This window comes from Pseudomonas sp. EggHat1, assembly GCF_014892995.1.
Lineage (GTDB): Bacteria > Pseudomonadota > Gammaproteobacteria > Pseudomonadales > Pseudomonadaceae > Aquipseudomonas > Aquipseudomonas chaetocerotis.
On sequence record NZ_JACKQK010000001.1, the window covers coordinates 534510 to 558183 of the forward strand.

The 23674-nt window shown below is 62.0% G+C and carries 15 protein-coding genes; 4 read left to right on the forward strand and 11 right to left on the reverse strand.

The window, feature by feature from the left end; genetic code table 11:
• Nucleotides 1-62: 62 nt before the first annotated feature.
• Together INS93_RS02490 and INS93_RS02495 are read left to right on the forward strand one after the other, a co-directional pair.
• Nucleotides 63-5729 carry an Ig-like domain-containing protein gene (locus INS93_RS02490; RefSeq protein WP_192980420.1) on the forward strand — a complete coding sequence of 1889 codons (5667 nt, stop codon included), beginning with the start codon at nt 63-65 and terminating at the stop codon, nt 5727-5729.
• 53 nt (nt 5730-5782) lie between these two features.
• Nucleotides 5783-7267, forward strand: a complete 1485-nt coding sequence (locus tag INS93_RS02495; protein WP_160019228.1) for a TolC family protein — start codon at nt 5783-5785, stop codon at nt 7265-7267.
• Between the two features lie 4 nt (nt 7268-7271).
• On the opposite strand, the gene INS93_RS02500 is transcribed toward INS93_RS02495, so the two are convergent.
• Entirely contained in the window at nt 7272-8378 is a 1107-nt protein-coding gene (locus tag INS93_RS02500) for an SO2930 family diheme c-type cytochrome (RefSeq protein WP_192980177.1), read from the reverse strand.
• Nucleotides 8379-8380: 2 nt separating this feature from the next.
• Entirely contained in the window at nt 8381-9622 is a 1242-nt protein-coding gene (locus tag INS93_RS02505) for a parallel beta-helix domain-containing protein (RefSeq protein ID WP_192980178.1), read from the reverse strand.
• 160 nt (nt 9623-9782) lie between these two features.
• Between INS93_RS02505 and INS93_RS02510 the strand changes: the two genes are divergently transcribed.
• On the forward strand, nt 9783-10511 hold the full coding sequence (locus INS93_RS02510; protein WP_192980179.1) for a class I SAM-dependent methyltransferase: 729 nt from the start codon (nt 9783-9785) through the stop codon (nt 10509-10511).
• 120 nt (nt 10512-10631) lie between these two features.
• Here INS93_RS02510 and INS93_RS02515 read toward each other — a convergent pair whose 3' ends face one another.
• Nucleotides 10632-12932, reverse strand: a complete 2301-nt coding sequence (locus tag INS93_RS02515; protein WP_192980180.1) for a YgiQ family radical SAM protein — start codon at nt 12930-12932, stop codon at nt 10632-10634.
• Between the two features lie 288 nt (nt 12933-13220).
• Here INS93_RS02515 and INS93_RS02520 point away from each other — a divergent pair, with 288 nt between their 5' ends.
• Complete coding sequence (locus INS93_RS02520) at nt 13221-15128, forward strand: diguanylate cyclase (protein WP_192980181.1); 1908 nt, start codon at nt 13221-13223, stop codon at nt 15126-15128.
• Nucleotides 15129-15196: 68 nt separating this feature from the next.
• On the opposite strand, the gene alr is transcribed toward INS93_RS02520, so the two are convergent.
• The 8 genes from alr to rnr all read right to left on the reverse strand — a co-directional run bounded on the left by alr (nt 15197) and on the right by rnr (nt 23472).
• A complete protein-coding gene (gene alr / locus INS93_RS02525) occupies nt 15197-16273 on the reverse strand; it encodes an alanine racemase (protein WP_192980182.1) in 1077 nt (358 codons plus the stop codon).
• 181 nt (nt 16274-16454) lie between these two features.
• Nucleotides 16455-17849 (reverse strand): replicative DNA helicase, encoded by a 1395-nt coding sequence (gene dnaB, locus INS93_RS02530; protein ID WP_160019221.1) that lies wholly within the window; start codon nt 17847-17849, stop codon nt 16455-16457.
• A gap of 117 nt (nt 17850-17966) precedes the next feature.
• A complete protein-coding gene (gene rplI, locus INS93_RS02535) occupies nt 17967-18413 on the reverse strand; it encodes a 50S ribosomal protein L9 (protein ID WP_017678673.1) in 447 nt (148 codons plus the stop codon).
• Nucleotides 18414-18434: 21 nt separating this feature from the next.
• Nucleotides 18435-19322 (reverse strand): hypothetical protein, encoded by an 888-nt coding sequence (locus INS93_RS02540; protein WP_192980183.1) that lies wholly within the window; start codon nt 19320-19322, stop codon nt 18435-18437.
• A gap of 36 nt (nt 19323-19358) precedes the next feature.
• Nucleotides 19359-19589, reverse strand: a complete 231-nt coding sequence (gene rpsR / locus INS93_RS02545; RefSeq protein WP_003246847.1) for a 30S ribosomal protein S18 — start codon at nt 19587-19589, stop codon at nt 19359-19361.
• A 28-nt stretch (nt 19590-19617) separates the two neighbouring features.
• Nucleotides 19618-20040 (reverse strand): 30S ribosomal protein S6, encoded by a 423-nt coding sequence (gene rpsF, locus INS93_RS02550; protein WP_003246846.1) that lies wholly within the window; start codon nt 20038-20040, stop codon nt 19618-19620.
• 175 nt (nt 20041-20215) lie between these two features.
• Entirely contained in the window at nt 20216-20968 is a 753-nt protein-coding gene (gene rlmB / locus INS93_RS02555) for a 23S rRNA (guanosine(2251)-2'-O)-methyltransferase RlmB (protein ID WP_160019219.1), read from the reverse strand.
• A complete protein-coding gene (rnr, locus tag INS93_RS02560) occupies nt 20965-23472 on the reverse strand; it encodes a ribonuclease R (RefSeq protein ID WP_192980184.1) in 2508 nt (835 codons plus the stop codon). The genes rlmB and rnr overlap by 4 nt, the downstream gene beginning before the upstream one ends.
• Nucleotides 23473-23674: the final 202 nt, after the last annotated feature.

Consider the following 23674-nt stretch of genomic DNA (forward strand, 5'->3'; position numbering starts at 1 on the left):
CTCCCGTAAGAACTGCGGCCAACCCCGCAATGTCCGCTCTGGCGATGGCTCTGGAGCCACGGATGATGTTCGACGGTGCGGTCGCAGCCACTGCGGTTGAGGTCGCGGATACGCAGACCGCGGATGCCCAGCCGACAGCGGATGCTTCTTCCAGCCATGACAACCTAGCGGCGACGCCGACAGGCACTGCCGACAACCGTCAGGAAATCGTGTTCGTTGACGGGCAAGTCCAGGACTACCAACAACTGTTGCCGGGCATAAAACCGGGCACCGAGGTGGTAGTGCTCAACCCCACAGGCGATGGTCTGAAGCAAATCAGCGACTACCTGGCGGGACGCACTGGCATCGATGCCATCCATATCGTTAGTCACGGGCTGCCCGGGCAGGTGACGCTTGGCAGCCTTACCCTCGATAAAGCAGGCCTGGACGCACGTGCGGCGGACCTTGCGCAGATTGGGCAGAGCCTCGATGCAGATGGCGACATTCTCTTCTACGGCTGTGATGTCGGTAGCGGCGCAGCTGGGCATGCATTCGTCAACCAGATAGCCCAACTCAGCGGCGCGGATGTAGCCGCTTCCAACGATGCAACCGGTTCTACCTCTCAAGGCGGTGACTGGACGCTGGAAGTCACCAATGGCTCGATCGAGGCAGTAATACCGTTCTCGGCATCGGCCCAACAGGCTTTCAGTGGCAAGTTGTTCGCGGGAACACTCAATTTCAGCGGCCCGGATGCAGTGCTCGGTACGACCGTGACCGATGGGCAGGCCAACTCCACCGATATACCCGGCGTGGTAATCGAGATCTACTCGGCAAACTCAGGCAATACCAACAGTAATTCTACGTGGGATTACTACAGCGATTTGTTCAACGACGGAACACCGAACGCTGAGGGTATTGTCGACGCCTCAGGTGACGGAACGCCGATCGTCATCATTCGCAGCCAGAACGGAACTGATTTCTCCTTCACCGGTATCAAAATCGTCGACTACCTGGGCGCTCATCCGCAAATCACCTTCGAAGCCTTCCGTGATGGCGTCTCGCTGGGCAGCGTGACGCTGGCGACCGATGGCAGCGACTTCATTTCCGATTTCACCCAATCCAACGGGCTGACCGCGTCGATCTTCCAGAACGTGGACGAGATCCGAATCTCGGATCCCTCTTCCGGCGATGGCAATCTGTACGTTGGGATCGACAACATCGGCTTCGCCGATGTGCCCCGCCCCGCCCTGGTGTCAGCAACGTTCTCCGACAACAACCTGAAGGTCGGCGAGACCTCCACCGTCACCTTCATCTTCAATATGGCGGTGACTGGTTTCACCACTACCGACCTGACCGTGCCCAACGGCAGCATCAGTGGGTTGAGCAGCGCCGATGGCGGCCTGACCTGGACCGGCCTGTTCACCCCCGATTCAAGTGTCACCGACAGCACCAACGTTATTACCGTCGACCTGAGCGGTGTCACGGGAGTCAGTACCTCCCTTGCAGGTATCGGTACCGCCGACTCCAGCAACTACGCCATCGACACCCTGGCACCCAGCGTCACGTCGGTGACCTCCAGCACCGCCAACGGCACCTACAAGGTAGGGGATGTGATCTCCGTACAGGTGAACTTCGCTGAGAGCGTCACCGTCAGCGGCACACCGCAGCTGACTCTGGAGACCGGTAGCACTGACCGGGTGGTGAACTACGCGAGCGGCTCCGGCACCAACAGCCTGACCTTCACCTATACGGTGCAGGCGGGCGACAGCAACGCAGACCTGGACTACATAGGCACCAATGCCCTGGGACTCAACGGCGGTACCATTCGCGATGCCGCCGGCAACGACGCCACCCTGACCCTGGCCGCACCAGGCGCTGCGGGCTCCCTGGGGGCCAACAAGGACATCGTGATCAACGCGGTGCCAGCTATTTCCAACCTCAATGGCGACACTGTGGCCTGGGCCGGTGCCGGTAACACCGTCTTACTGGATGCAGGCGGGAACGCCCTGTTCAGCGACACCGAATTCGGCGCGCTCAACGGTGGCAACGGCAACTGGGCCGGGGCCAGCCTGACGATCCAGCGCAACGGCACAGCGCTGAGTAGCGACGTGCTGGGCTTCAACGCCATCGGCGCCCTGTTCACCATCAGCGGCAGCAACCTGCAGTCGGGCGGGCAGACCTTCGCCACCTTCACCAATGTGGGCGGCGTACTGACCATCACCTTCACCAGCAGCGGCACGGCAGCGACCACGGCACTGGTCAACGATGTGGCACAGCGGGTTACCTACCGCAATGACACGCCGGCGGGTGACACCACCATCCGCTACAGCCTGAATGACGGCACCAGCACCGTCACCGCTGATGTCGTAGTCACCAGCGACATCATCTACGTCACCGATACCAACGACACGGCGACCATCGATCTCAGCAACGGTGTGAGCTTCAGTGAGGCCGTTGCCATCGCTGCAGCCGATGTCACCGGCAGCCAGACCATCGTATTTGCCAGCAACCTGACCGGCCAGGCACTGAACCTCAACGTCGTTGCTCTGAACGAAAGCCTGACCTTCGACATGACTCAAGCCAACGGCATGACGCTGACCGGCGGCACCATAACCCTGGCCGGCGGTACCACGCAGGTCTTCAACGTCGGCTCGGGCTATAGCGCGACGATTTCCAGCGTGATTGCAGGAACCGGTGCACTGACCAAGGCAGGAGCGGGTGAACTGACCCTCTCCAACAGCAACACAAACGCCGGAACCACCACTGTCTCTGCCGGCACTCTGGTGGTCGATGGCAGCACCAGTAGCGCCACCACGGTGGGCACCGGTGCGACCCTGGCCGGCAGCGGGACTCTGGGCGGCGACGTCACCGTGCAAAACGGCGGCACCCTGTCCCCGGGCAACTCAGGCGCCGGCACCCTGACCGTCAATGGCAACCTGACCCTGGACTTCGGCAGCACCCTGGCTCTGAACATCAACGGCACCAGTGCCGGAACCGGCCATGACCAGATCGTGGTCAACGGAGTCGTAGACGTATCCGGCGCAACTCTGGCAGTCAATCACGGCTACGCGGCCAGCAGCGGCGACAGCTACACGGTGATCGTCAACGATGCAGCCGACGCGGTAGTCGGAACCTTCAGCGGCATCAGCGAAGGCGGCAAATTCAATACGGCGGGTAACGGCACCGAGTTGACCACCAGCTATATCGGTGGCAACGGCAACGACCTGACCCTGACTGCCCCCATCGCCCCGACCATCACCAACGTGTCGTCCAGCACCGCCAACGGCACCTACAAGATCGGTGATGTCATCACTGTAAACGTGCAGTTCGACTCGGCAGTGAACGTGACCGGCCTCCCGACGCTGACTCTGGAGACGGGCGCCACCGACCGGGTGCTCAACTATGTGTCTGGCTCGGGCACCAACACCCTGAGCTTCAGTTACACCGTGCAGGCGGGCGACAGCTCCGCCGACCTCGACTACGTTTCCACCTCGGCTCTGAGCCTCAACGGTGGCAGCATCCGGGACGGCGCCAACCAGTCCGCCATTCTTACCCTGGCAGCCCCCGGCGCGGCGGGTTCCCTAGGCGCCAACAAGGCCCTGGTGGTCGACGGTGTGCGTCCGACAGCCACCAGCATCACTCTGAGCGACACGGCTCTGCGCATCGGCGAGACCGCCACCGTCACCATTACCTTCAACGAGGCGGTGCTAGGCCTGGACGTCGGCGACTTCAACGTAGCCAACGGCACACTCACCAGCCCCATCAGCAGCAACGGCGGCCTGACCTGGACGGCCACCTTCACCCCGAGCGCCAATATCACCGATGCCAGCAACGTCATCACGCTCAACAACGCTGGCGTGATGGACCAGGCCGGCAACCTCGGCAGCGGCACCACCGACTCGGGCAACTATGCCATCGACACCCAGCGCCCCACGGCGACCATCGTGGTAAGCGATACCGCACTAGCGGCCGGCGAGACGGCGACAGTGACCATCACCTTCAGCGAAGCGGTCACCGGGCTGACCACCGCCGATTTCAGCGTCGCCAACGGCAGCCTCAGCAACCTGTTCACCTCGGACAACATCACCTGGACCGCCACCCTGACGCCGTCGGCCAACGTCACCGACAGCAGCAACCTGATTACCCTGGACAATACAGGCGTGCAGGACGTGGCAGGCAACGCCGGCACTAGCACCACCGATTCCAACAACTACGCCATCGACACCCAGCGCCCAACGGCCGGCATCGTGATCACCGATACCGCGCTCAAGGCTGGGCAGAGCACCACAGTCACCATCACTTTCAGCGAAGCCGTGATCGGGCTGACCACGGCGGACTTTAGCGTGGCCAACGGCACGCTCGGCAACCTCAGCAGCAGTGACGGCGGCATCACCTGGACAGCGACCCTGACGCCTGACGCCGACGTCACCGACGCAACCAACCTGATCACTCTGGACAACACCGGTTACACCGATGCCGCCGGCAATACCGCCACCGGTACCACCGACTCCAACAACTACGCTATCGACAGCAAGGCGCCGGCTGTCACCTCTGTCGGCGTGCCGGCCAACGGCACCTACGTGGCGGGTGACGCCCTCGACTTCACTGTGAACTTCGATGAAGCCGTAACCGTTGATACCACTGGCGGCACACCGCGCCTGGCGATCACCCTGGATACCGGCGGCACCGTCTACGCCAACTACCTGAGTGGCTCGGGCAGCACCGCGCTGGTGTTCCGCCTGACCGTCGCCAATGAGCAGCAGGACAGCGACGGCATTGCCATCGGCACCAACCTCCAGAGCAACGGCGCGACCCTGCGCGATGCCGCCGGCAATGATGCCCAGACCGCGCTCAATGGCGTTCCCTCCACAGCAGATGTGTTGGTGGATACCGCACCGCCACAGGTGACCGGCATCGCCCTCGACGGCACATCGCCCACCACCAATACCACCCTCGGCTTCACCGTTACGTTCAGCGAAGACGTCAACGGCGTCGATCTGACCGACTTCGCTCTGGCCACCACGGGCAGCGCCAGCGGAACCCTGCTCTCGCTGGTACAGATCGATGCACGCACCTATCGCATCACTGTCGGCGGTGTGACCGGCCAGGGCACGCTTGGCTTGTCGCTCACGGCCGCTGGCAGCGGCATTGTTGATAGCGTCGGTAACACCTTGCAGAACAACTTCTCCAGCGCCGGCTACACGCTGGGCGGGCTCAATACCGGCGATCCGGAATTCCGCGCCAACCCGACGCCCAACGTGCCTACTACACCGACCACACTGCCTCAACCCAATGTGCCCGGCGCGCCGCCCTCCAGCACCACCTCGCCACTGTTGCCGCCGCCACTGTTCGAGCAGCCGACTCTCGGTAGCGGCGTACCCACGGTGGGCAACATCTTCATCAACAACGGTGCGCTGGCGCCCAGCTACATCGCCCAGGTCTTCGCCAGCAGCGACAGCGGTGCCGGCAATGGCAGCGGCATTGGTTTCCTCGGCTTCGGCGGGGGTGACGGCGGCGTGTTCGGCAGCAGCAGCTTCTCCAGCATGTTCAGCAAGGACGTACCGCTGGAGTCAGGCGAAATCCAGCTTCGCTGGGGTAATTCAAACAGCAATGGCCTGGGCGGGGGAGAGATTCTCGGAGCACCGACTCTGAGCCAGCAACTCCAGGAAATAGGGGATAGCGAACAACGCCAGGTAAGAGACCTTGCCTGGGCGTTGGGAGAAATTCCGTTGCAGATGCCACAAGCGTAATCGACAAAACAGATAAGAATCGAATGAGTGCCGTACCAGGGGGCGGCCCAAGGATGAGCAAAGCAGCGAAATTTTTCAGTATCAGTCTACTGGCGCTAGCCGTTGGTGGCTGCGCGGTGACCAGCCAACCCATCGACCGCAGCGTCAGCGAGCAACGCGCGCAGCAGGATCTGGCGACCATGTTCAAGGATCAGGAACCGCTCAGCGGCCCACTGACCTTGCACGAAGCCATGGCCCGCGCGGTGAAGTACAACCTCGAGGCGCGCCTGAAGGTCATGGAAGAAGCCATGGCCCAGCGTCAGGTCGACCTGGCCACCTTCGACATGCTGCCACGCATGGCGCTGTCCGCCGGCTATGCCGGACGTAACAACGTCAGCGCCTCCAGCAGCCAGAGCATCGAAACCGGCACCCAGTCTCTGGAGCCGTCCACCTCGCAGGACCGCGACCGTGGCGTGGCGGATCTGACCATGGTGTGGAACGTGCTGGACTTCGGTGTCAGTTACGTCAGTGCCAAGCAACAGGGTGACCAGCGCCTGATCGTGCAGGAGCGCCGGCGCAAGGTGGTGCACACCATCATTCAGGATGTGCGCTCCGCGTACTGGCGTGCCGTGGCGGCAGATCGTCTGCTGACCCAGATCGACAGCCTGATGGCACGCGTCGCCCAGGCCCGCGACAACAGCCAGCGCCTGAGCGAGCAGCGCATCGGCGACCCGATCCAGGCCCTGAGCTATCAGCGCGCGCTGATCGAGGCTAGCCGTCAGTTGGAAGAGCAACGCCGCGCCCTGTCGCTGGCCAAGACCGAACTGGCCACTCTGATCAACCTGCCACTGGGCACTCAGGTCGAACTGGCGCCTGACGCCGGTTATCAGATGCCGGAGCTCAAGGTTGAACTGAGCACACTGGAGCAGGAAGCTCTGGCCAGTCGTCCCGAACTGCGCGAGCAGGATTACCAGGCACGCATCAGCGCTGCAGAAACACGCAAAGCCATGCTCCGTCTGTTGCCAGGCCTGGAGTTTTCCGCCGGTGGGCACTACGACAGCAACTCGTTCCTGGTGAACCAAAGCTGGGCCGACTACGGCGTGAAAGTCACCTGGAACCTGTTCAATGTACTCTCCGCGCCAGCCGCCATCGATGTTGCCAAAGCCGGCCAGGAGGTCGCCGATGCACGGCGTCAGGCCATGTCGATGGCCATCCTCGCCCAACTGCACGTTGCCAATGCCAACTTCCGCGAGGCTCAGCGTCAGTTCCAGACCAGCCAGCAACTGGCCGGACTGGACGGGCAGATCGTCGAGCAACTGCGTAATCGCTACCAGGCCCAGGGCATTGGCGAGCTGGAACTGATCCAGGGCGAGCTGAACACGCTGCAGGCGGACCTGCGCCGCGACCTGGCCTACGCCGAGCTGCGTAACAGCTATGGCCAGCTATTCGCCAGCGTCGGCCTCGACCCGCTGCCGGAGAGCGTCGCCTCCGACAGCGTCGCGGATATCGCTGCTGCGCTATCCAGCCGCGAAGCGCAATGGCAGGCAGGCCAGCTCTAGTCTGTCAGCACTCGCCATCGAGACTGGAGATCCAGCGGTCGATCACCTCCAGCCCTTCGCGGTGGGAGGTGGAGCGGCCCAGTTCGGGCATCATGATGCTGGGGTCGGTGCTGTGCAGGCGGAAGCTCAGCACCGACTTCTCTGGTGCACCGGGATGAATGTCCACCAGACGATCACCGGAGCCCTTGCCCGCAGCCACTGGCTGCTTGCACAGGCCATAGGCGATGCTCAACGGCGTAGCCGGATCGAGATACAAACCTGAGGTACGCCCCGGCCCTTCACGGTTATGGCAGTGCGAGCAGTTGGCATCCAGATAACTGCGTGCCTGATGCTCCAGGCTCTCCCCTTCGCGCGGCGCGCTCCACAGGGCATTACGTTGAACGCTGGCCATGTCGGCCGGCATACCTTGCAGGAAGCCGATGTTCTGCCAGTGCAACAACTGGTTAGCCACGCCCTCGGCGTAGGCGAAATCCTTGTTCAGATGGCGCGCCTTCGGCCCCAGGGGTTGCACACCCTTGCCAGCCTGCTCCTCGTGACACCCCGCGCACTGGTTGGCATCGGGCACCTGATAGTCGACTGCCAGCACCTCGCCGGCCTCATCATGCAGTTGCAGATCGAAGCTGGCGCCAGCCCAGTCCAGCGTGGCCTCGCGTTGCGCCTCGTCCCAAATGTAAGGAAGGGCGATCCAGCCCTGCTCCTGGCGCAGCAGGATGCGCGTCTCGATCAGCCGCACCCGCTTCAGTTCCACCGCCTCGGCACCGTGCTGCTCGCTACGCTGCAGCCGGCCCTGGGTATCGATCGGGTAGTAGAAGGTTTTGCTCAGCACGGTGCCAACGGGGTATTCGAAACGTGCTTCGGCATAGCGAGCATGGTGCCCTTCGGGCAGCCAGATCGTACGCAGCTTGTGCGCATAATCGGTGAACAGCGGCGTATTCAGATCGTAGGGCTGTACACCGCCGACCGGCTGCAACTGGCCGTCACGCTGCTGCAGCACACCCCAGGCGCTGAGCTTCTGCGGATAGTCTTCACTGCTGGGCAGATAAAGGGGCGTGCGCGCTTGCTCACAGGCGCCGAGCAGCACGGCGGCAATCAACAGCCAGGCGTGCTTCATGCTTACTCACCTGCCTCGGCCAGAGCTGCGCGCAACTCGACGACAGGAAGACGGGGCAGCTCGCAGCGATGTGGCTCAATGTCCGTGCTGATGTTCTTGTAGCCGCCGGGGCCGTCGACGTTGACGATGCCAGCATCACCATTATCGATGCAGATGGCCAGCTCAGCCGGTAGTTTGCCATCGACCAGCTTTTCGGGGTTCACGTAGCCGTCCCAGAGGATGTCCGGCAGGCGGCCATTGAGACCGAACTTGGCCAGCCTCAGCGCTTTCAGCTCGAGGTTATCGGGGCTGTCGCCACCAGGTCCGAAGCGGTTGCCATGGATATGAATGGCCTCCGGGTAGGGATCGAAGTCCGCCTCGGTGGAGAGGTCGGTGTAGCCGGTGCTGAAGTAGCTGCTGACGATGACGTTGGCGGTGCGGTGGTCGCCAATATCGTTATCGAAGATCTCTACTTTGTCGTTGGAGTTGACCAGCACGCCAGAGCCCGCCGGGACACTGGCGACCGGCGTGCCCTGGTGGCCGAAGTTCTTGTGGTTGTTGCTCTCGACCTTGTTGCGGTAGACCCGCGTGGTGTGACCTGGCTGCGGCAGGTTGGGCATGTTGAACACCAGAATGCCGCCGGTATTGCCGATGGCGACATTGTCATAGACGTCGGCGCCGATGGTGTTCTCGATCTCGATGCCCGCGACGTTGCGCTCGGCACGGCTGTTGCGCACCACCACGTTGCGCGACTGGCCCACATAGATGCCGGCGTCCGATGCACCGATGGCCACCACGCCGTCGATCAGCACATTCTCGGTCTGTACCGGATAGATGCCATAGGCACCATTCTCGGTAGCCGGGCCATTGGTCCACTCGGTGCGCACGCGACGAATGATGATGTTCTGGCCACCGACCACCTTGAGCGCATCGCCCTTGGTGTCCTCCAGCGCCAGGTCCTCGATGGTGAAGTCGGAGGCGTTCACCAGCAGCCCTTCGGCGCCGGATTTCTGCCCCTTGAAGTTGAGGATGGTCTGATCAATGCCAGCACCGCGCAATGTCACGCCACTGACCTTGAGACTCAAGCTGCGGTCGAGCTGCCAGGTGCCGGCGGGAATCTCGACCACCTCCCCCGGCTTGGCCTTGATCAGCTGCGTCTGCAGCTGCTTCTGAAAGTCGAGATTGGCCACGGGCGGCGCTTCGCTCTCCCCGCATGCCGTCAGCAGCAAGGACAGAGCAATAACCGAGGGAGCAGCAAGGCGCATGATGGGACTCCACTGTTGTTTTTATATTTTGGAACTATAGTGCCAAAAAATAGACAAACCAACTCTCACAAGCAACACCATGAACCCAGGGGAGATGCTTGCAGCCCCCACCAGGAAGCAACAGACTACGAGCACTATCGCAGCCCAAGGACAGGCCGCCATGCACACCCTTGAACGCATCTATCCCTTGAAGATGGATGAACGCCTGGCCGCCGACTTGGCCACTCTCGACTTGCACATGCAGCGCTACGCATTCGCCAGCGACTCGCTGGCAGGCTCGCGTGTGCTCGACATGGCGTGTGGCTGCGGTTATGGCAGCGCATTGCTGGCCGAGCGGCATCCGGACAAGCAGATCACCGGTATCGACATCGATCCCGAAGCCATTGCCTATGCGCAGGCAAATTATCAACGACCCAACCTGAGCTATCAGTGCGCCAATGCCGAAACCTTCGCCGACAGCGCAGGCTTCGACAGCATCGTCAGCCTGGAAACCATCGAGCATCTGCCGGACCCGCTGCGCCTGGCAGAAAACCTCGTACGACTGCTGGCCCAGGGTGGCCGTATCATTGCCTCGGTGCCGACCACACCAACACTCGACGGCAACCCGCATCACCTGCATGACTTCAGCCCGGCCAGCTTCGCGCGCCTGTTCAGCCGCCATGGGCTGCGCCCGCATGAGCGTTTCGAACAGATCCAGCGCTGGGAGTTTTCCGGGCTATTCAAGAAGTCGGAGAAAAAGGAGGTACGCCAGCATCGCTCGGAAGGCGTCGGCAATGCCGTACTGGCGTATTACCGCAGCCACCCGTTTTATCTGTTCAGGCGCTTGTGGTCGATCCTGCGCTATGGCCCGAGCAATCGCTACCTGACGTGCCGCTTCAGCACGGACTGAGACAAGCCGCAGGTCACGGCGACGATGGTGGGCTGAAACCCACCCTAGGAGGCGCTGGCCAGGGCTTCTGAAACGAAAACGCCAGCGCAGTGCTGGCGTTTTCGTGAGTGCTGCTGAGATTCAGCGCGGCACTGCGGGCTTCTTCCCAGGCTTCTTGCCCTTGCCTTTACCGGCGCCAGCACGTTCACGCGCGGCTTGCTGGTTACGCGCCTCAGCCGCCGCTTTGGCCTGCTCACGCTTGTCCCAGGGCTTGCTGCCATCACTGCCACGCGGCGGCAGCCCCGTATGTTGAGTGAGAATCTTGCCTGCATTACCCGCCTTCTTGCTACCGACCGGCGTGGAGTTCTTGCGCCGCGCACTCTGGTAGCCATCGTCAGCAGCTGGCTGGTTAGCCGGAATCAGTTGATGCTTGGCAGGGCCGATCAGATCACTGCGCCCCATGCGCGTCAGCGCCTCACGCAGCAACGGCCATCCTTTCGGATCGTGATAGCGCAGAAACGCCTTGTGCAGGCGACGCTGCTGATCGCTCTTGACGATCTCGACGCCGTCGCTCTTGTAGGTGACCTTACGCAGCGGGTTCTTGCCCGAGTGATACATGGCGGTGGCCGTAGCCATCGGCGACGGGTAGAAGGCCTGTACCTGGTCAGCACGGAAGCCATTGCGCTTGAGCCACAGGGCGAGGTTCATCATGTCCTCGTCGGTGGTGCCCGGGTGCGCAGCGATGAAGTACGGGATCAGGTACTGCTCCTTGCCCGCCTCCTTCGAGTACTTCTCGAACATCTGCTTGAAGCGGTCGTAGCTGCCGATCCCCGGTTTCATCATCTTGTCCAGCGGGCCACGCTCGGTGTGCTCCGGGGCGATCTTCAGGTAGCCGCCGACGTGATGGGTGACCAGTTCCTTGACGTACTCCGGCGACTCCACGGCCAGGTCATAGCGCAGACCGGAGGCGATCAGGATCTTCTTCACGCCCGGCAGCGCGCGAGCCTTGCGGTACAGCTCGATCAAGGACGAGTGGTCGGTATTGAGGTTCTCGCAGATGCCCGGGAACACGCACGACGGCTTGCGGCAGTGCTTCTCGATCTCCGGGTCCTTGCAGGCGATGCGGTACATGTTGGCAGTTGGCCCGCCGAGGTCGGAGACCACGCCAGTGAAGCCCGGCACCTTGTCGCGCATCTCCTCGATCTCGCGGATGATCGACTCGTGCGAGCGGTTCTGAATGATGCGTCCCTCGTGCTCGGTGATCGAGCAGAAGGTACAGCCGCCGAAGCAGCCGCGCATGATGTTCACCGAGAACCGGATCATTTCGTAGGCCGGAATCTTCTCCTTGCCGTACGCCGGGTGCGGCACCCGCGCATAGGGCATGCCGAACACGTAGTCCATTTCCTCGGTGGTCATGGGGATGGGTGGCGGGTTGAACCACACGTCCACCTCGCCATGCCTCTGCACCAGCGCGCGGGCGTTGCCCGGGTTGGTTTCCAGGTGCAGCACACGGTTGGCGTGGGCATAGAGCACCGGGTCGTTACGCACTTTCTCGAAGGACGGCAGACGGATCACCGTCTTGTCGCGGGTCATGCGCGGGCTGTCGAGAATCTGCACCACCTTGGCTTCGTTGGGGTCTTCAACCTCACCTTTGGCCTGCTCGATGGCACAGCCCTCGGTGTCCTGCGTATTGACGTAGGGGTTGATGATCTTGTCGACGCGGCCCGGACGGTCGATACGGGTGGAGTCGACCTCATACCAGCCTTCGGGCGTATCGCGACGGATGAAAGCCGTACCGCGTACATCGCTGATGGTTTCGACCTGCTCGCCACGCGACAGACGCTGGGCGATCTCGACCACCGCGCGCTCGGCGTTGCCGTAGAGCAGGATGTCGGCGGTGGCGTCCATCAGGATCGAACGACGGACCTTGTCCTGCCAGTAGTCGTAATGGGCAATACGGCGCAAGGATGCCTCGATGCCGCCCAGCACCACCGGCACGTGGCTGTAGGCTTCCTTGCAGCGCTGGCTGTAGACCAGGCTGGCGCGATCCGGGCGTTTGCCAGCCAGGCCGCCAGGCGTATAGGCGTCGTCGGAGCGAACTTTCTTGTCAGCGGTGTAGCGGTTGATCATCGAGTCCATGTTGCCGGCGGCGACGCCGAAAAACAGGTTCGGCTCGCCGAGCTTCATGAAGTCGTCTTTGCTGCGCCAATCCGGCTGGGCAATGATGCCCACACGAAAGCCCTGGGCTTCGAGCAGGCGACCGATGATGGCCATGCCGAACGAAGGATGATCGACGTAGGCGTCACCGGTGACGATGATGATGTCGCAGCTGTCCCAGCCGAGCTGATCCATCTCTTCCCGGCTCATCGGCAGGAAGGGCGCAGGCCCGAAACACTCGGCCCAGTACTTGGGATAGTCGAACAGCGGCTTGGCGGCTTGCATATTTTTTGATCAATTGGCTATCACGAGGGGCGCGGATAATAGCACAAATATTGACCAAACCAGACTAAAGCGCTGGGTTTAATAGCGTCCCCACGCACTGCGATAAACGCTCAAGCACGGGGCTGGCTAACCCGCCTGGTTAGCGGCGCTTGCACAGAACCGGCTTCGGCAAAGAAAGGACAGAAAATCAGACATCTTCCTGCAGTAGCCTTACGCCATATTTGTTTTCGTCCGATAACAATCCTGTGCATATACTCAATTACTCGGTCAGCCGTCTCCAGGACACCTATGCTGCAGCGTTTCGTCTTTCTGCTCGCTCTTCTGCTCGGACTGTCGACCACGGGCCTGGCAACGGCGTCCGTGGTGCTTACCGACGCCAGCAGCGGCATGCCGCTCAATGCGCATATCGAGCTGCTGGAAGACGCTCAGGGCACCCTGACCATCGATGACCTTGCCGCCCCTGAGCTGCAGTCGCGCTTTCAACCCGCCAATGGCCGTGCCAGTGTCGGTCAGAGCCTCAATCCCTGGTGGATCAAGCTCACCCTGCAACGCGATATGCGTGCCCCTGCCCGCTGGGTGCTGGAAGTGGGCTCGGTGACCCAACTCGACCTGCAGCTCTACCAGCCCGACGGCCAGGGCGGCTGGCTGGTGCGTCAATCCGGTGAGCGCGTCGCCTTCAGCGAGAACCGCGACCACCCCTACCGACGCATGGTGTTCGACCTGCCAACCCTGAGTGAACAGCCAACGACCTTCTACCTGCGCGCCTTCGACCCGGCGGGCAACTCCTTCCCGCTGCGCATCTGGCAACTTGATGACCTAGAACAGCTGGCAGCCCGCGAGAACCTTGCGCTCGGTGCCATCTATGGCGTGGTCTTCGCACTGCTGCTGTACAACCTGTTCATCCTCATCTCGCTGCGCGACAAGGCCTATTTCTGGTACGTGCTGACCACCGCCTTCGCCCTGCTGTTCATCATGAGCATGACTGGTCATGGCGCGCAGTACCTGTGGCCCAACCACCCGGTGCCGGCGTGGCTCGACCGCATCACCTTGCCGTCGTTGTGGGGACTGTTCGCCAGCCGCTTCACCCAGACGCTGCTGCAGACGCGCGTTTACGTTCGCTGGGCGCATCACCTGCTGAACATGGCCTGCGTGGTCTATCTCATCGCTATCGCCCTGACCCTGTTCGATCAACGATACCTCGCGGCCTGGGCCATCGCCCTGCTGTCGCTGACCAGCATCCCCGCCGCCCTGGGCAGCGCCGTGATCCGCTGGCGCCAGGGGTTCTTCCCGGCCCAGCTGTATCTCTATGGTTATGGTCTGGTCCTGGGCAGCGTCGCCATCCTGCTGCTGCGCACTACCGGGGTGCTGCAACCGGCCGAATGGAACGCCTACGTATTCCCGCTGGCCGTGGCAGCCGAATCCATCCTGTTCTCCTTCGCCCTGGCTTATCGCATCCAGATACTCAAGCAGGAGCGCGCCGTTGCCCTGCAACAGGCCGATCGTGAGAAAACCGCACGCCTGGCGCAACTGCAGGCCAGCGCTGACGAACTGCAAGCTGCAGTGACCGCACGTACCGCCGAGCTGGCCGCGACCAACGAACAGCTCCGCGACCGCGAACGCGAACTGCAGCACGCCGCCTTCCATGACTCGCTGACCGAACTGCCCAACCGACGCTATCTGGTCGAGCGCTGCGAGTCGGCCCTGGCTCACGCCGAGCGGCACAAGGAGAGCGTGGCGTTGCTGCTGATCGACCTGGATCACTTCAAGCCGATCAATGACCGTTTTGGCCACGCCGCCGGTGATCTGATGCTGCAGGTGATCGCCAAGCGCCTGCGCGAGCACGTTCGCGCCGGTGATGCAGTTGCCCGCCTGGGCGGCGATGAATTCGCCGCCCTTATCTGCGGCAGCGATGCCGAAAGCCAGGCCCGGGAGATCGCCGAACGCCTGCTGGCAGAACTATCCACGCCGGTGCACTACGGTGCCGAACGCCTGCGCGTGACCATCAGCATCGGCGTAGCGCTCTATCCGCGCCATGCGAAGAATTTCACCGGGCTGTACAAGGCGGCAGACATGGCCCTTTACCGGGTAAAGGAACTGGGTCGCTCCGGTTCGCGCGTGCATGGCGACGATGGCGAGCTCAGCGAACAGGCCTGCCTGGAGCTGGATGTACTGAAAGTCCCCAGCGGCCTGGCCTAGTCCCGTAGGGCGGGCGCAACCCGCCAGGCTGCCGATAGCGGGTTGCACCCGCCCTACCCGAGATCCTGCTAGCCGATATAGCGCCGCGGCACTCGAGCGGTGACTTTGCTCAGCAATTCGTAGCCAATGGTGCCGCTGGCTGACGCTACTTCATCCACCGGAAGATTGCTGCCCCATAGTTCCACCGGCGAATCGATGTCGACCTCAGGCAGATCCGTGATATCCACCGCCAGCATGTCCATCGACACCCTGCCTGCCAGCCCGACACGCTGTCCCTCGACCAGCACCGGCGTGCCGCTGGGCGCATGGCGCGGATAACCATCGGCATAACCGCAGCTGACCGTGGCAATACGCGAAGGTCGCTCGGCAACCCAGGTCGCGCCATAACCAACGCTTTCACCGACGGCCACCTCACGCACGGCGATCACCCGCGCGGCCAGAGTCATGGCCGGTTTCAACCCTAGCTCGCGTGCACTCAGCTCGGCGAACGGCGTAGCACCGTAGAGCATGATGCCGGGGCGCAGCCAGTCCATATGCGCCGCAGGAATGGTCAGCACGGCCGCCGAGTTGGCCAGTGAGCGATGATTGAAATCCAGATCCAGCAGATCGAGAAAACGCTCGAGCTGCTGTTCGGTCAGCGCATGGCCGCGCTCGTCGGCGCAGGCGAAGTGGCTGAGCAGGTTGAGTTCGGCGACCTGGGCGGCGTCTTCCAGCTGCGCATGCCAATGGCGCAGACTGGCGGCGTCGAAACCGAGGCGATGCATGCCGGAGTCGAGCTTGAGCCAGATGTTGAGCGGACGCGCCAACTCTGCGGCAATTAGCGCCTCGGCCTGCGCCGCGCTCTGCACCACCACATCCAGACCCAGCTGCGCGGCGATGGCGTATTCACTGGCCTCGAAGCAGCCCTCGAGCAGCAGGATGCGCGCCTTGTCATGCATGGCGCGCACCTCGGCCGCCTCCTCCAGACAGGCCACGGCAAAGCCGTCGGCAACCTCGCGCAACGCCGTCACCACCTCACGCACGCCATGCCCGTAGGCATTGGCCTTGACCACGGCGAAGGCCTGGCGCCCGGGCGCGCAGCGCTTGGCGACGGCGTAGTTATGAGCGATGGCGGAGAGGTCGACGATGGCGGCAAGCGGACGCATGACAGAAGGCCTGAACGAAAAACGGGCGCCCATCTTAACCGCTGGGCACCCGTTTTCATTGATCCAGAGCGTAGCCCGGATGCAGTCCGGGGGCTTCTGCGCCGCGAGTCCCGGATTTCATCCGGGCTACAGAGCTGCGTGATACGCGAGCCGGGCTCGCTCCTACACTGCTCGCGCGCGGTTATTCGTCCTCGAACTGGTAGCTACCCGGCGCCAGGTTCTCGAAGCGCGAATACTTGCCTAGGAACGCCAGGCGCGCCGTACCCAGCGGGCCGTTACGCTGCTTGCCGATGATGATCTCGGCCACACCCTTGTACTCGGTCTCGGGGTGATACACCTCATCGCGGTACACGAACATGATGATGTCGGCGTCCTGCTCGATTGCACCGGACTCACGCAAGTCGGAGTTGATCGGGCGCTTGTTGGGACGCTGCTCCAGACCACGGTTGAGCTGTGAAAGGGCGATGACCGGGCAGTTGAACTCCTTGGCCAAGCCCTTGAGCGAGCGCGAGATCTCGGAGATCTCGTTGACCCGGCTGTCGCCGCTGGAGCCGGGAATCTGCATCAGTTGCAGGTAGTCGACCATGATCAGGCCGATTTCGCCGTGCTCGCGCGCCAGGCGGCGAGTACGCGCGCGCATCTCGCTCGGAGAAATACCGGCGGTATCGTCGATGAACAGCTTACGGTCGTTGAGCAGGTTGACTGCGCTGGTCAGACGCGGCCAGTCATCGTCGTCGAGTTGGCCGGCACGTACCTTGGTCTGATCGATACGCCCCAAGGATGCGAGCATACGAATCACGATGGATTCCGACGGCATCTCCAGCGAGTAGACGAGAATCGCCTTGTCGCTACGCATCAGGGCGTTTTCCACCAGGTTCATGGCGAAGGTGGTCTTACCCATCGACGGACGACCAGCGACGATGATCATGTCGGCCGGCTGCAGGCCACTGGTCAGGTTATCCAGGTCATCGAAACCGGTGGACAGACCGGTGATCGCGTCGCCGTTGTTGAACAGCGTGTCGATGCGGTCGATGGCCTTGACCAGGATGTCGTTGATGCCCACCGGCCCGCCTGTCTTGGGGCGGTCCTCGGCAATCTGGAAGATCAGACGCTCCGCTTCGTCGAGAATTTCCTCGCCGGTACGGCCCTCTGGGGCGTAGGCGCTGTCGGCAATGTCGTTGCTGATGCTGATCAGTTTGCGTAGCGTGGCGCGCTCACGAATGATCTGCGCATAGGCCTTGATGTTGGCCACCGACGGCGTGTTCTTCGCCAGCTCGGCGAGATAGGCCAGGCCGCCGACCTGCGACAGCTGCCCCTCCTTGTCCAACTGCTCGGACAGAGTCACCACGTCGAAGGGTTCGTTACGCTCGGCCAATTTGAAGATGGCGCGGAAGATCAGCCGGTGGTCATGGCGATAGAAATCGACATCCGACACACCATCGAGCACACGCTCCCAGGCATTGTTGTCGAGCATCAAGCCGCCAAGCACCGCCTGTTCCGCCTCGATGGAGTGCGGCGGCACTTTCAGGGCGGCAGTCTGCAGGTCGTATTGCTCGGGAATGCTGATGTCGTTCATAGGCTCGGGGAGAAAATGCTGCGATAGAAAAACAAAGGGCACGGATCGCAGAGCGATACCGTGCCCGATTGTCAGCAGACCTACGCTACAGCGCAAGTCCGCTTGGCGGCTACTTGATTAAGCAGCGACCACGACCACCTTGACGGTGGCTTCGACGTCGGTGTGCAGGTGCACAGCTACGTCGTATTCGCCAACCTGGCGAATGGTGCCGTTCGGCAGACGAACTTCAGCTTTGGCCACTTCAACGCCGGAGGCGGTCAGGGCGTCAGCGATGTCGTGGGTACCGATGGAACCGAACAGCTTGCCTTCATCGCCAGCGGTGGCGGTGATGGTGACTTCCAGCTCAGCCAGCTGAGCAGCGCGAGATTCAGCGGAAGCTTTCTTCTCGGCAGCAGCTTTTTCCAGCTCGGCGCGACGTGCTTCGAAAGCAGCAACGTTGGCTTCGGTGGCAGCGGTAGCTTTGCCTTGCGGCAGCAGGAAGTTACGGCCGTAACCGGCTTTAACGTTCACTTTGTCGCCCAGGTTGCCCAGATTGGCGATTTTTTCCAGCAGGATGACTTCCATTTGGGTCTTACCTCTTAACTTTTAACCTTCACCGTTCGCAGAGCCCGGGCCGTTCTTGCGCGCCAGGCGACCGCGAAAATCAAACAGACTGTCGACAACGGCTAACAAACAGATCAGGTTTCCGGCCACCAGTAACGCCACATACAACCCTATCGACCAAAAACTCGACAGCTGCTTCATCGCAATCAGACCATGCCCCAACGCCAGACCAGCTAGCATCAGCGGCAGCATGCAGATCAGCGTAAACGCCCACCCTGCATCCCCGAGCAATGACGGCGCCAAGAACACACTTGCGATCAACGCAAGCGCTAGCGGCACCGGTAGGCGGATTTGGCGAAACTCCTTACCAAAACCGCCCGGGTTGTATAACGACGCCTGCCAGTAACGCGCCAAAGCCAGACTTAGGACGCTCGTCGTCAACAACGAAAACGTCATAAAGCCGCCCAGGAGCGGTACAAGCGATGCCTGTTGAATGTTCTGGAGCTGCTCACTGCTTGGGCCCCCAGCGGATTGCGCTGGCAGTTCAGTCAGAGCCTGTCGAAAAACCTCGGCCATCGTCTCAAGGTTTTCAACGAACGCTACGCTTACCACCAGCGCAAACACTACGCCGACTGGCACCAACGCCATGAGAACTCGAACCCAGGAAGCACTGCTGCGCAGAACCTGCGCCAGTACCAGCGTACCCAACAGCACCATCAGCACACTCGGATCACCGAGGTAGCAGATGTAAGCTGCTGGCAATACTGCCCAGATCATAATACCGAGCGCATCACTCAAGCCTCTGCGCAGTAGCACCAAGCTACCTGCAGCTGCGCCCAACCAGACAAACAACGGCACAATGGCCGATCCCACCACCACAAGGGTGGCCTGCATACGGCCGCGCATGATGTATTCAGCCAGGGCGCGCATGCGATCTATTCCTTAACTCTTGTCGACTGTCCGGTCTCAGCGGCCGTGGCTGTCGGTGTAGGGCAGCAGGGCCAGGAAGCGGGCGCGCTTGATAGCGGTGGCCAGCTGACGCTGATAACGAGCCTTGGTACCGGTGATACGGCTAGGAACGATTTTGCCGGTCTCCGAGATGTAGGCTTTCAGGGTGTTGAGATCTTTGAAATCGATCTCTTTCACGTCTTCAGCGGTGAAGCGGCAGAATTTACGACGACGGAAGAAACGTGCCATGTGATTGGCTCCTCAATAGATCCGTGGATTACTCGTCAGCGTTGTCGCTGTCGTTGCTGTCGCTGTCATCGCCGTCGTTGGACTCGGCGTTTTCAGGACGTTCACGACGCTCGCGGCGCTCACTGCGGTTTTCTTCGGCCTTCAGCATCTCGGACTGGCCAGTGACGGCCTCGTCGCGACGGATGACCAGGTTACGGATCACGGCGTCGTTGTAGCGGAAGTTGTCTTCCAGCTCGGCCAGGGCCTTGCCGGTGCACTCTACGTTGAGCATCACGTAGTGGGCTTTGTGGACGTTGTTGATGGCGTAAGCCAGCTGACGACGGCCCCAATCTTCCAGGCGGTGAATCTTGCCACCGTCTTCTTCGATCAGCTTGGTGTAACGCTCGACCATGCCGCCGACTTGCTCGCTCTGGTCCGGGTGAACCAGAAAGATGATTTCGTAATGACGCATAAATGCTCCTTACGGGTTGTAGCCTGCCAACTAAGGTGGTCAGGCAAGGAGTGGGTTTTTCTCGTGATGAGCTTGCCAGGCGGTAGGCGCGAAAAGGCCTGCCGTCACAGCAAGGGGCGCCATTCTAGAGAAGCCCCCTGCCGTACGCAAGACGAATTGGCGATTATTTGAACAGTCAGCCCTTGCGCTGGGCCTGACGCTGGCGCACTGCCTCGAACAGGCAGACACCGGTGGCAACCGAGACGTTGAGACTACTGACACTGCCGCTCATGGGCAGCTTGACCAGGTAATCGCAATGCTCGCGCGTCAAACGGCGCATGCCCTTGCCCTCGGCGCCCATGACCAGCACCGTTGGCCCGGTCATGTCCTGCTGATAGACCTCAAGCTCGGCCTCACCGGCCGTACCCACCACCCACAGGCCGCGCTGCTGCAACTTCTCCAGGCTGCGCGCCAGGTTGGTCACCGCCACCAGCGGAATCACCTCGGCAGCACCGCAAGCCACTTTGCGTACCGTGGCGTTGAGGGTTGCCGATTTGTCCTTGGGCACGATCACCGCCAACGCACCGGCAGCGTCCGCCGTACGCAGGCAGGCCCCCAGGTTGTGCGGGTCGGTCACGCCATCGAGCACCAGCAGCAAAGGCGGGCCTTCGCAGCGATCGAGCAACTCCTCGAGCATCGCCTCGCCCCAGACCTGACTGGGGCTGACATCGGCAACCACACCCTGGTGCACACCCTCGACCCAGGCATCCATCTCACGGCGCTCGCACTGACCTACTTTTACGCGAGACTGCGCAGCCAGCTCCAGCAAGGGCTGCACCCGAGGATCACTGCGACCATCGGCCAGCCAGACCTGCTTCACCCGCTTGGGGTGATGACGCAGCATGGCTTCTACGGCATGTACGCCGTAGATCTTTTCCAGATCACTCATGACTTGGCCTTACGCTTGCGCGGCTTACCGGCAGGTGGCGGAGCACTGTCGCCATGTCCGGAGCCTTTGCGCGCACCACCGGCCGGCTTGCTCGCCGACTTGCCGGCAGCTCCTTTGCCACTGGCACCCTTGCCGGCCTTGGCGCCAGCCAACAGCGCCTTTTTCACGTCCCGGCTTTTCTGCACGTCGGTATTGCCCATGCCGCTCGGTTTGCCGCCGCGACGTGCATCATCACCCTTGCCGGCCTTGTCCTGGCTCAGCTCGAAGTCGATCTTGCGCTCATCCAGATCGACGCGCATCACCTTGACCTCGACGCTGTCGCCGAGGCGGAAGCTGCGGCCGCTGCGCTCGCCGGACAGGCGATGGTGAACCGGATCGAAGTGGTAGTAGTCGGCCGGCAGCGCGGTCACGTGCACCAGGCCATCGACGTAGATGTCGCGCAGCTCGACGAAGATGCCGAAACCGGTTACCGCCGTGATCACACCGGCGAAGGTCTCACCAACACGATCCTGCATGAACTCGCACTTGAGCCAGTTGACCACGTCGCGGGTCGCTTCGTCGGCACGGCGCTCGGTCATCGAGCACTGCTCACCGAGTTTTTCCAGGGTCGCTTCGTCGTACGGATAGATGCGTGCCTTGGGCATGATTGCCGCGCCGGCACGCTCCACGTGCTTGGTGTCGCGCTTGGAACGGATCACGCTGCGAATGGCGCGGTGCACCAGCAGGTCGGGATAACGACGGATCGGCGAGGTGAAGTGGGTGTAAGCCTCGTAATTGAGACCGAAGTGCCCTTCGTTCTGCGCGCTGTACACCGCCTGGCTCAGCGAGCGCAGCATCACGGTCTGGATCAGGTGATAGTCCGGGCGCTCGCGGATGCTTTCCAGCAGGCGCTGATAGTCCTTGGGTGACGGACCATCCTTGGACTTGCCACGCTGCAGCGACAGCCCCAGCTCACCGAGGAAAGCCTTGAGCTTCTCCAGGCGCTCCGGCGGCGGGCCATCGTGCACGCGATACAGCGACGGGACCTCGTGATCCTGCATGAAGCGCGCAGTGGCCACGTTGGCGGCCAGCATGCACTCCTCGATCAGCTTGTGCGCATCGTTGCGCTGGGTCGGACGGATTTCGTCGATCTTGCGGTCGGTACCGAAGACGATACGTGTTTCCTGCGTCTCGAAGTCGATGGCACCACGCTCGTGACGAGCGGCTACCAGCACCTGATACAGGGCATAGAGCTGATTGAGGTGCGGCAGGACTTCCTTGTATTCGCTGCGCAGGGACTTGCCCTCGCTGCTCTTGGGATCTTCCAGCATCAGGCTGACCTTGTTGTAGGTCAGACGTGCGTGGGAATGGATCACCGCCTCGTAGAACTTGTAGTCGACCATCTGGCCACTCTTGGACATGGTCATTTCGCAGACCATGGCCAGGCGATCGACATGCGGATTGAGCGAGCACAGGCCGTTGGACAATTCCTCCGGGAGCATCGGCACGACGCGCTCGGGGAAGTACACCGAGTTGCCGCGCTCGACCGCCTCGGCGTCCAGCGCCGAGCCGACCCTGACGTAGTGCGAGACGTCGGCGATGGCGACATAGAGTTTCCAGCCACCGGAGAACAACTTCCAGCGGCTGCTGTTCTTCTCGCAGTACACGGCATCGTCGAAGTCGCGGGCGTCTTCGCCGTCGATGGTGACGAAAGGCAGATGGCGCAGGTCGACACGCTTCTCCTTGTCCTTCTCATCCACTTCGGGCTTGAGCTTGCGCGCTTCCTTGACCACCGCCTCGGGCCAGACGTGCGGGATGTCGTAGCTGCGCAGCGCGACGTCGATCTCCATGCCCGGCGCCATGTAGTTGCCGATCACTTCGACGATGTCGCCCTGCGGCTGGAAACGCTGCGTAGGCCAGTGAGTGATCTTGATCTCGACGAACTGACCGATGCGCGCACCGGCAGTGCGCCCCGGGGTGACCAGCACTTCCTGCTGAATCTTGGGATTGTCGGCGACGACGAAACCGATGCCGTTCTCTTCGTAGTACCGGCCAACGATGCTCTCATGAGCGCGTTCGATCACCTCGACGATGCCGCCCTCACGACGGCCGCGCCGATCGAAACCCGCCACCCGCACCAACGCGCGATCTCGGTCGAACACCAGGCGCATCTGCGCCGGGCTGAGGAACAGGTCGTCACTGCCATCGTCCGGCACGAGGAAGCCAAAGCCGTCGCGGTGGCCGCTGATGCGACCGCAGATCAGGTCGAGCTTGTCCACCGGGGCGTAAGTGCCACGACGGGTATAGATGAGCTGCCCGTCACGCTCCATTGCGCGCAGTCGGCGTCGCAGAGCTTCAAGCTGATCTTCGGTATGCAAACCGAACTCTTCGACCAGTTGCTCACGGCTGGCAGGCGCACCGCGCTCGGCCAGATGCGAAAGGATCAGCTCACGGCTGGGGATGGGGTTGTCGTATTTTTCCGCCTCGCGGGCGGCCTCGGGATCGAGGGATTGCCAATCGGCCATGTAAGGAGGATTACCTGTGCTTATCTATAGAGGTGTATGCCATCTGCCTATTGAAGCGCGAAAACGTCATTCAAGGCAGCTTTTCCGGCGACAATAATTTTTTTGGGGTCAGGGGTTTACAAGGTAAATGCCCGCCCGTATAGTTCGCGCCCACAGCGTCGAGCAGACGTTGTAACACGAAGCAGATGATGATTCATCGGTT

What these genes read in the sequence shown, in the direction of transcription:
- INS93_RS02490 (WP_192980420.1), top strand. Translation starts at nt 63, where the DNA reads ATGATGTTCGACGGTGCGGTCGCAGCCACTGCGGTTGAGGTCGCGGAT.
- INS93_RS02495 (WP_160019228.1), top strand. Translation starts at nt 5,783, where the DNA reads ATGAGCAAAGCAGCGAAATTTTTCAGTATCAGTCTACTGGCGCTAGCC.
- INS93_RS02500 (WP_192980177.1), bottom strand. Translation starts at nt 8,378, where the DNA reads ATGAAGCACGCCTGGCTGTTGATTGCCGCCGTGCTGCTCGGCGCCTGT.
- INS93_RS02505 (WP_192980178.1), bottom strand. Translation starts at nt 9,622, where the DNA reads ATGCGCCTTGCTGCTCCCTCGGTTATTGCTCTGTCCTTGCTGCTGACG.
- INS93_RS02510 (WP_192980179.1), top strand. Translation starts at nt 9,783, where the DNA reads ATGCACACCCTTGAACGCATCTATCCCTTGAAGATGGATGAACGCCTG.
- INS93_RS02515 (WP_192980180.1), bottom strand. Translation starts at nt 12,932, where the DNA reads ATGCAAGCCGCCAAGCCGCTGTTCGACTATCCCAAGTACTGGGCCGAG.
- INS93_RS02520 (WP_192980181.1), top strand. Translation starts at nt 13,221, where the DNA reads ATGCTGCAGCGTTTCGTCTTTCTGCTCGCTCTTCTGCTCGGACTGTCG.
- alr (WP_192980182.1), bottom strand. Translation starts at nt 16,273, where the DNA reads ATGCGTCCGCTTGCCGCCATCGTCGACCTCTCCGCCATCGCTCATAAC.
- dnaB (WP_160019221.1), bottom strand. Translation starts at nt 17,849, where the DNA reads ATGAACGACATCAGCATTCCCGAGCAATACGACCTGCAGACTGCCGCC.
- rplI (WP_017678673.1), bottom strand. Translation starts at nt 18,413, where the DNA reads ATGGAAGTCATCCTGCTGGAAAAAATCGCCAATCTGGGCAACCTGGGC.
- INS93_RS02540 (WP_192980183.1), bottom strand. Translation starts at nt 19,322, where the DNA reads ATGCGCGCCCTGGCTGAATACATCATGCGCGGCCGTATGCAGGCCACC.
- rpsR (WP_003246847.1), bottom strand. Translation starts at nt 19,589, where the DNA reads ATGGCACGTTTCTTCCGTCGTCGTAAATTCTGCCGCTTCACCGCTGAA.
- rpsF (WP_003246846.1), bottom strand. Translation starts at nt 20,040, where the DNA reads ATGCGTCATTACGAAATCATCTTTCTGGTTCACCCGGACCAGAGCGAG.
- rlmB (WP_160019219.1), bottom strand. Translation starts at nt 20,968, where the DNA reads ATGAGTGATCTGGAAAAGATCTACGGCGTACATGCCGTAGAAGCCATG.
- rnr (WP_192980184.1), bottom strand. Translation starts at nt 23,472, where the DNA reads ATGGCCGATTGGCAATCCCTCGATCCCGAGGCCGCCCGCGAGGCGGAA.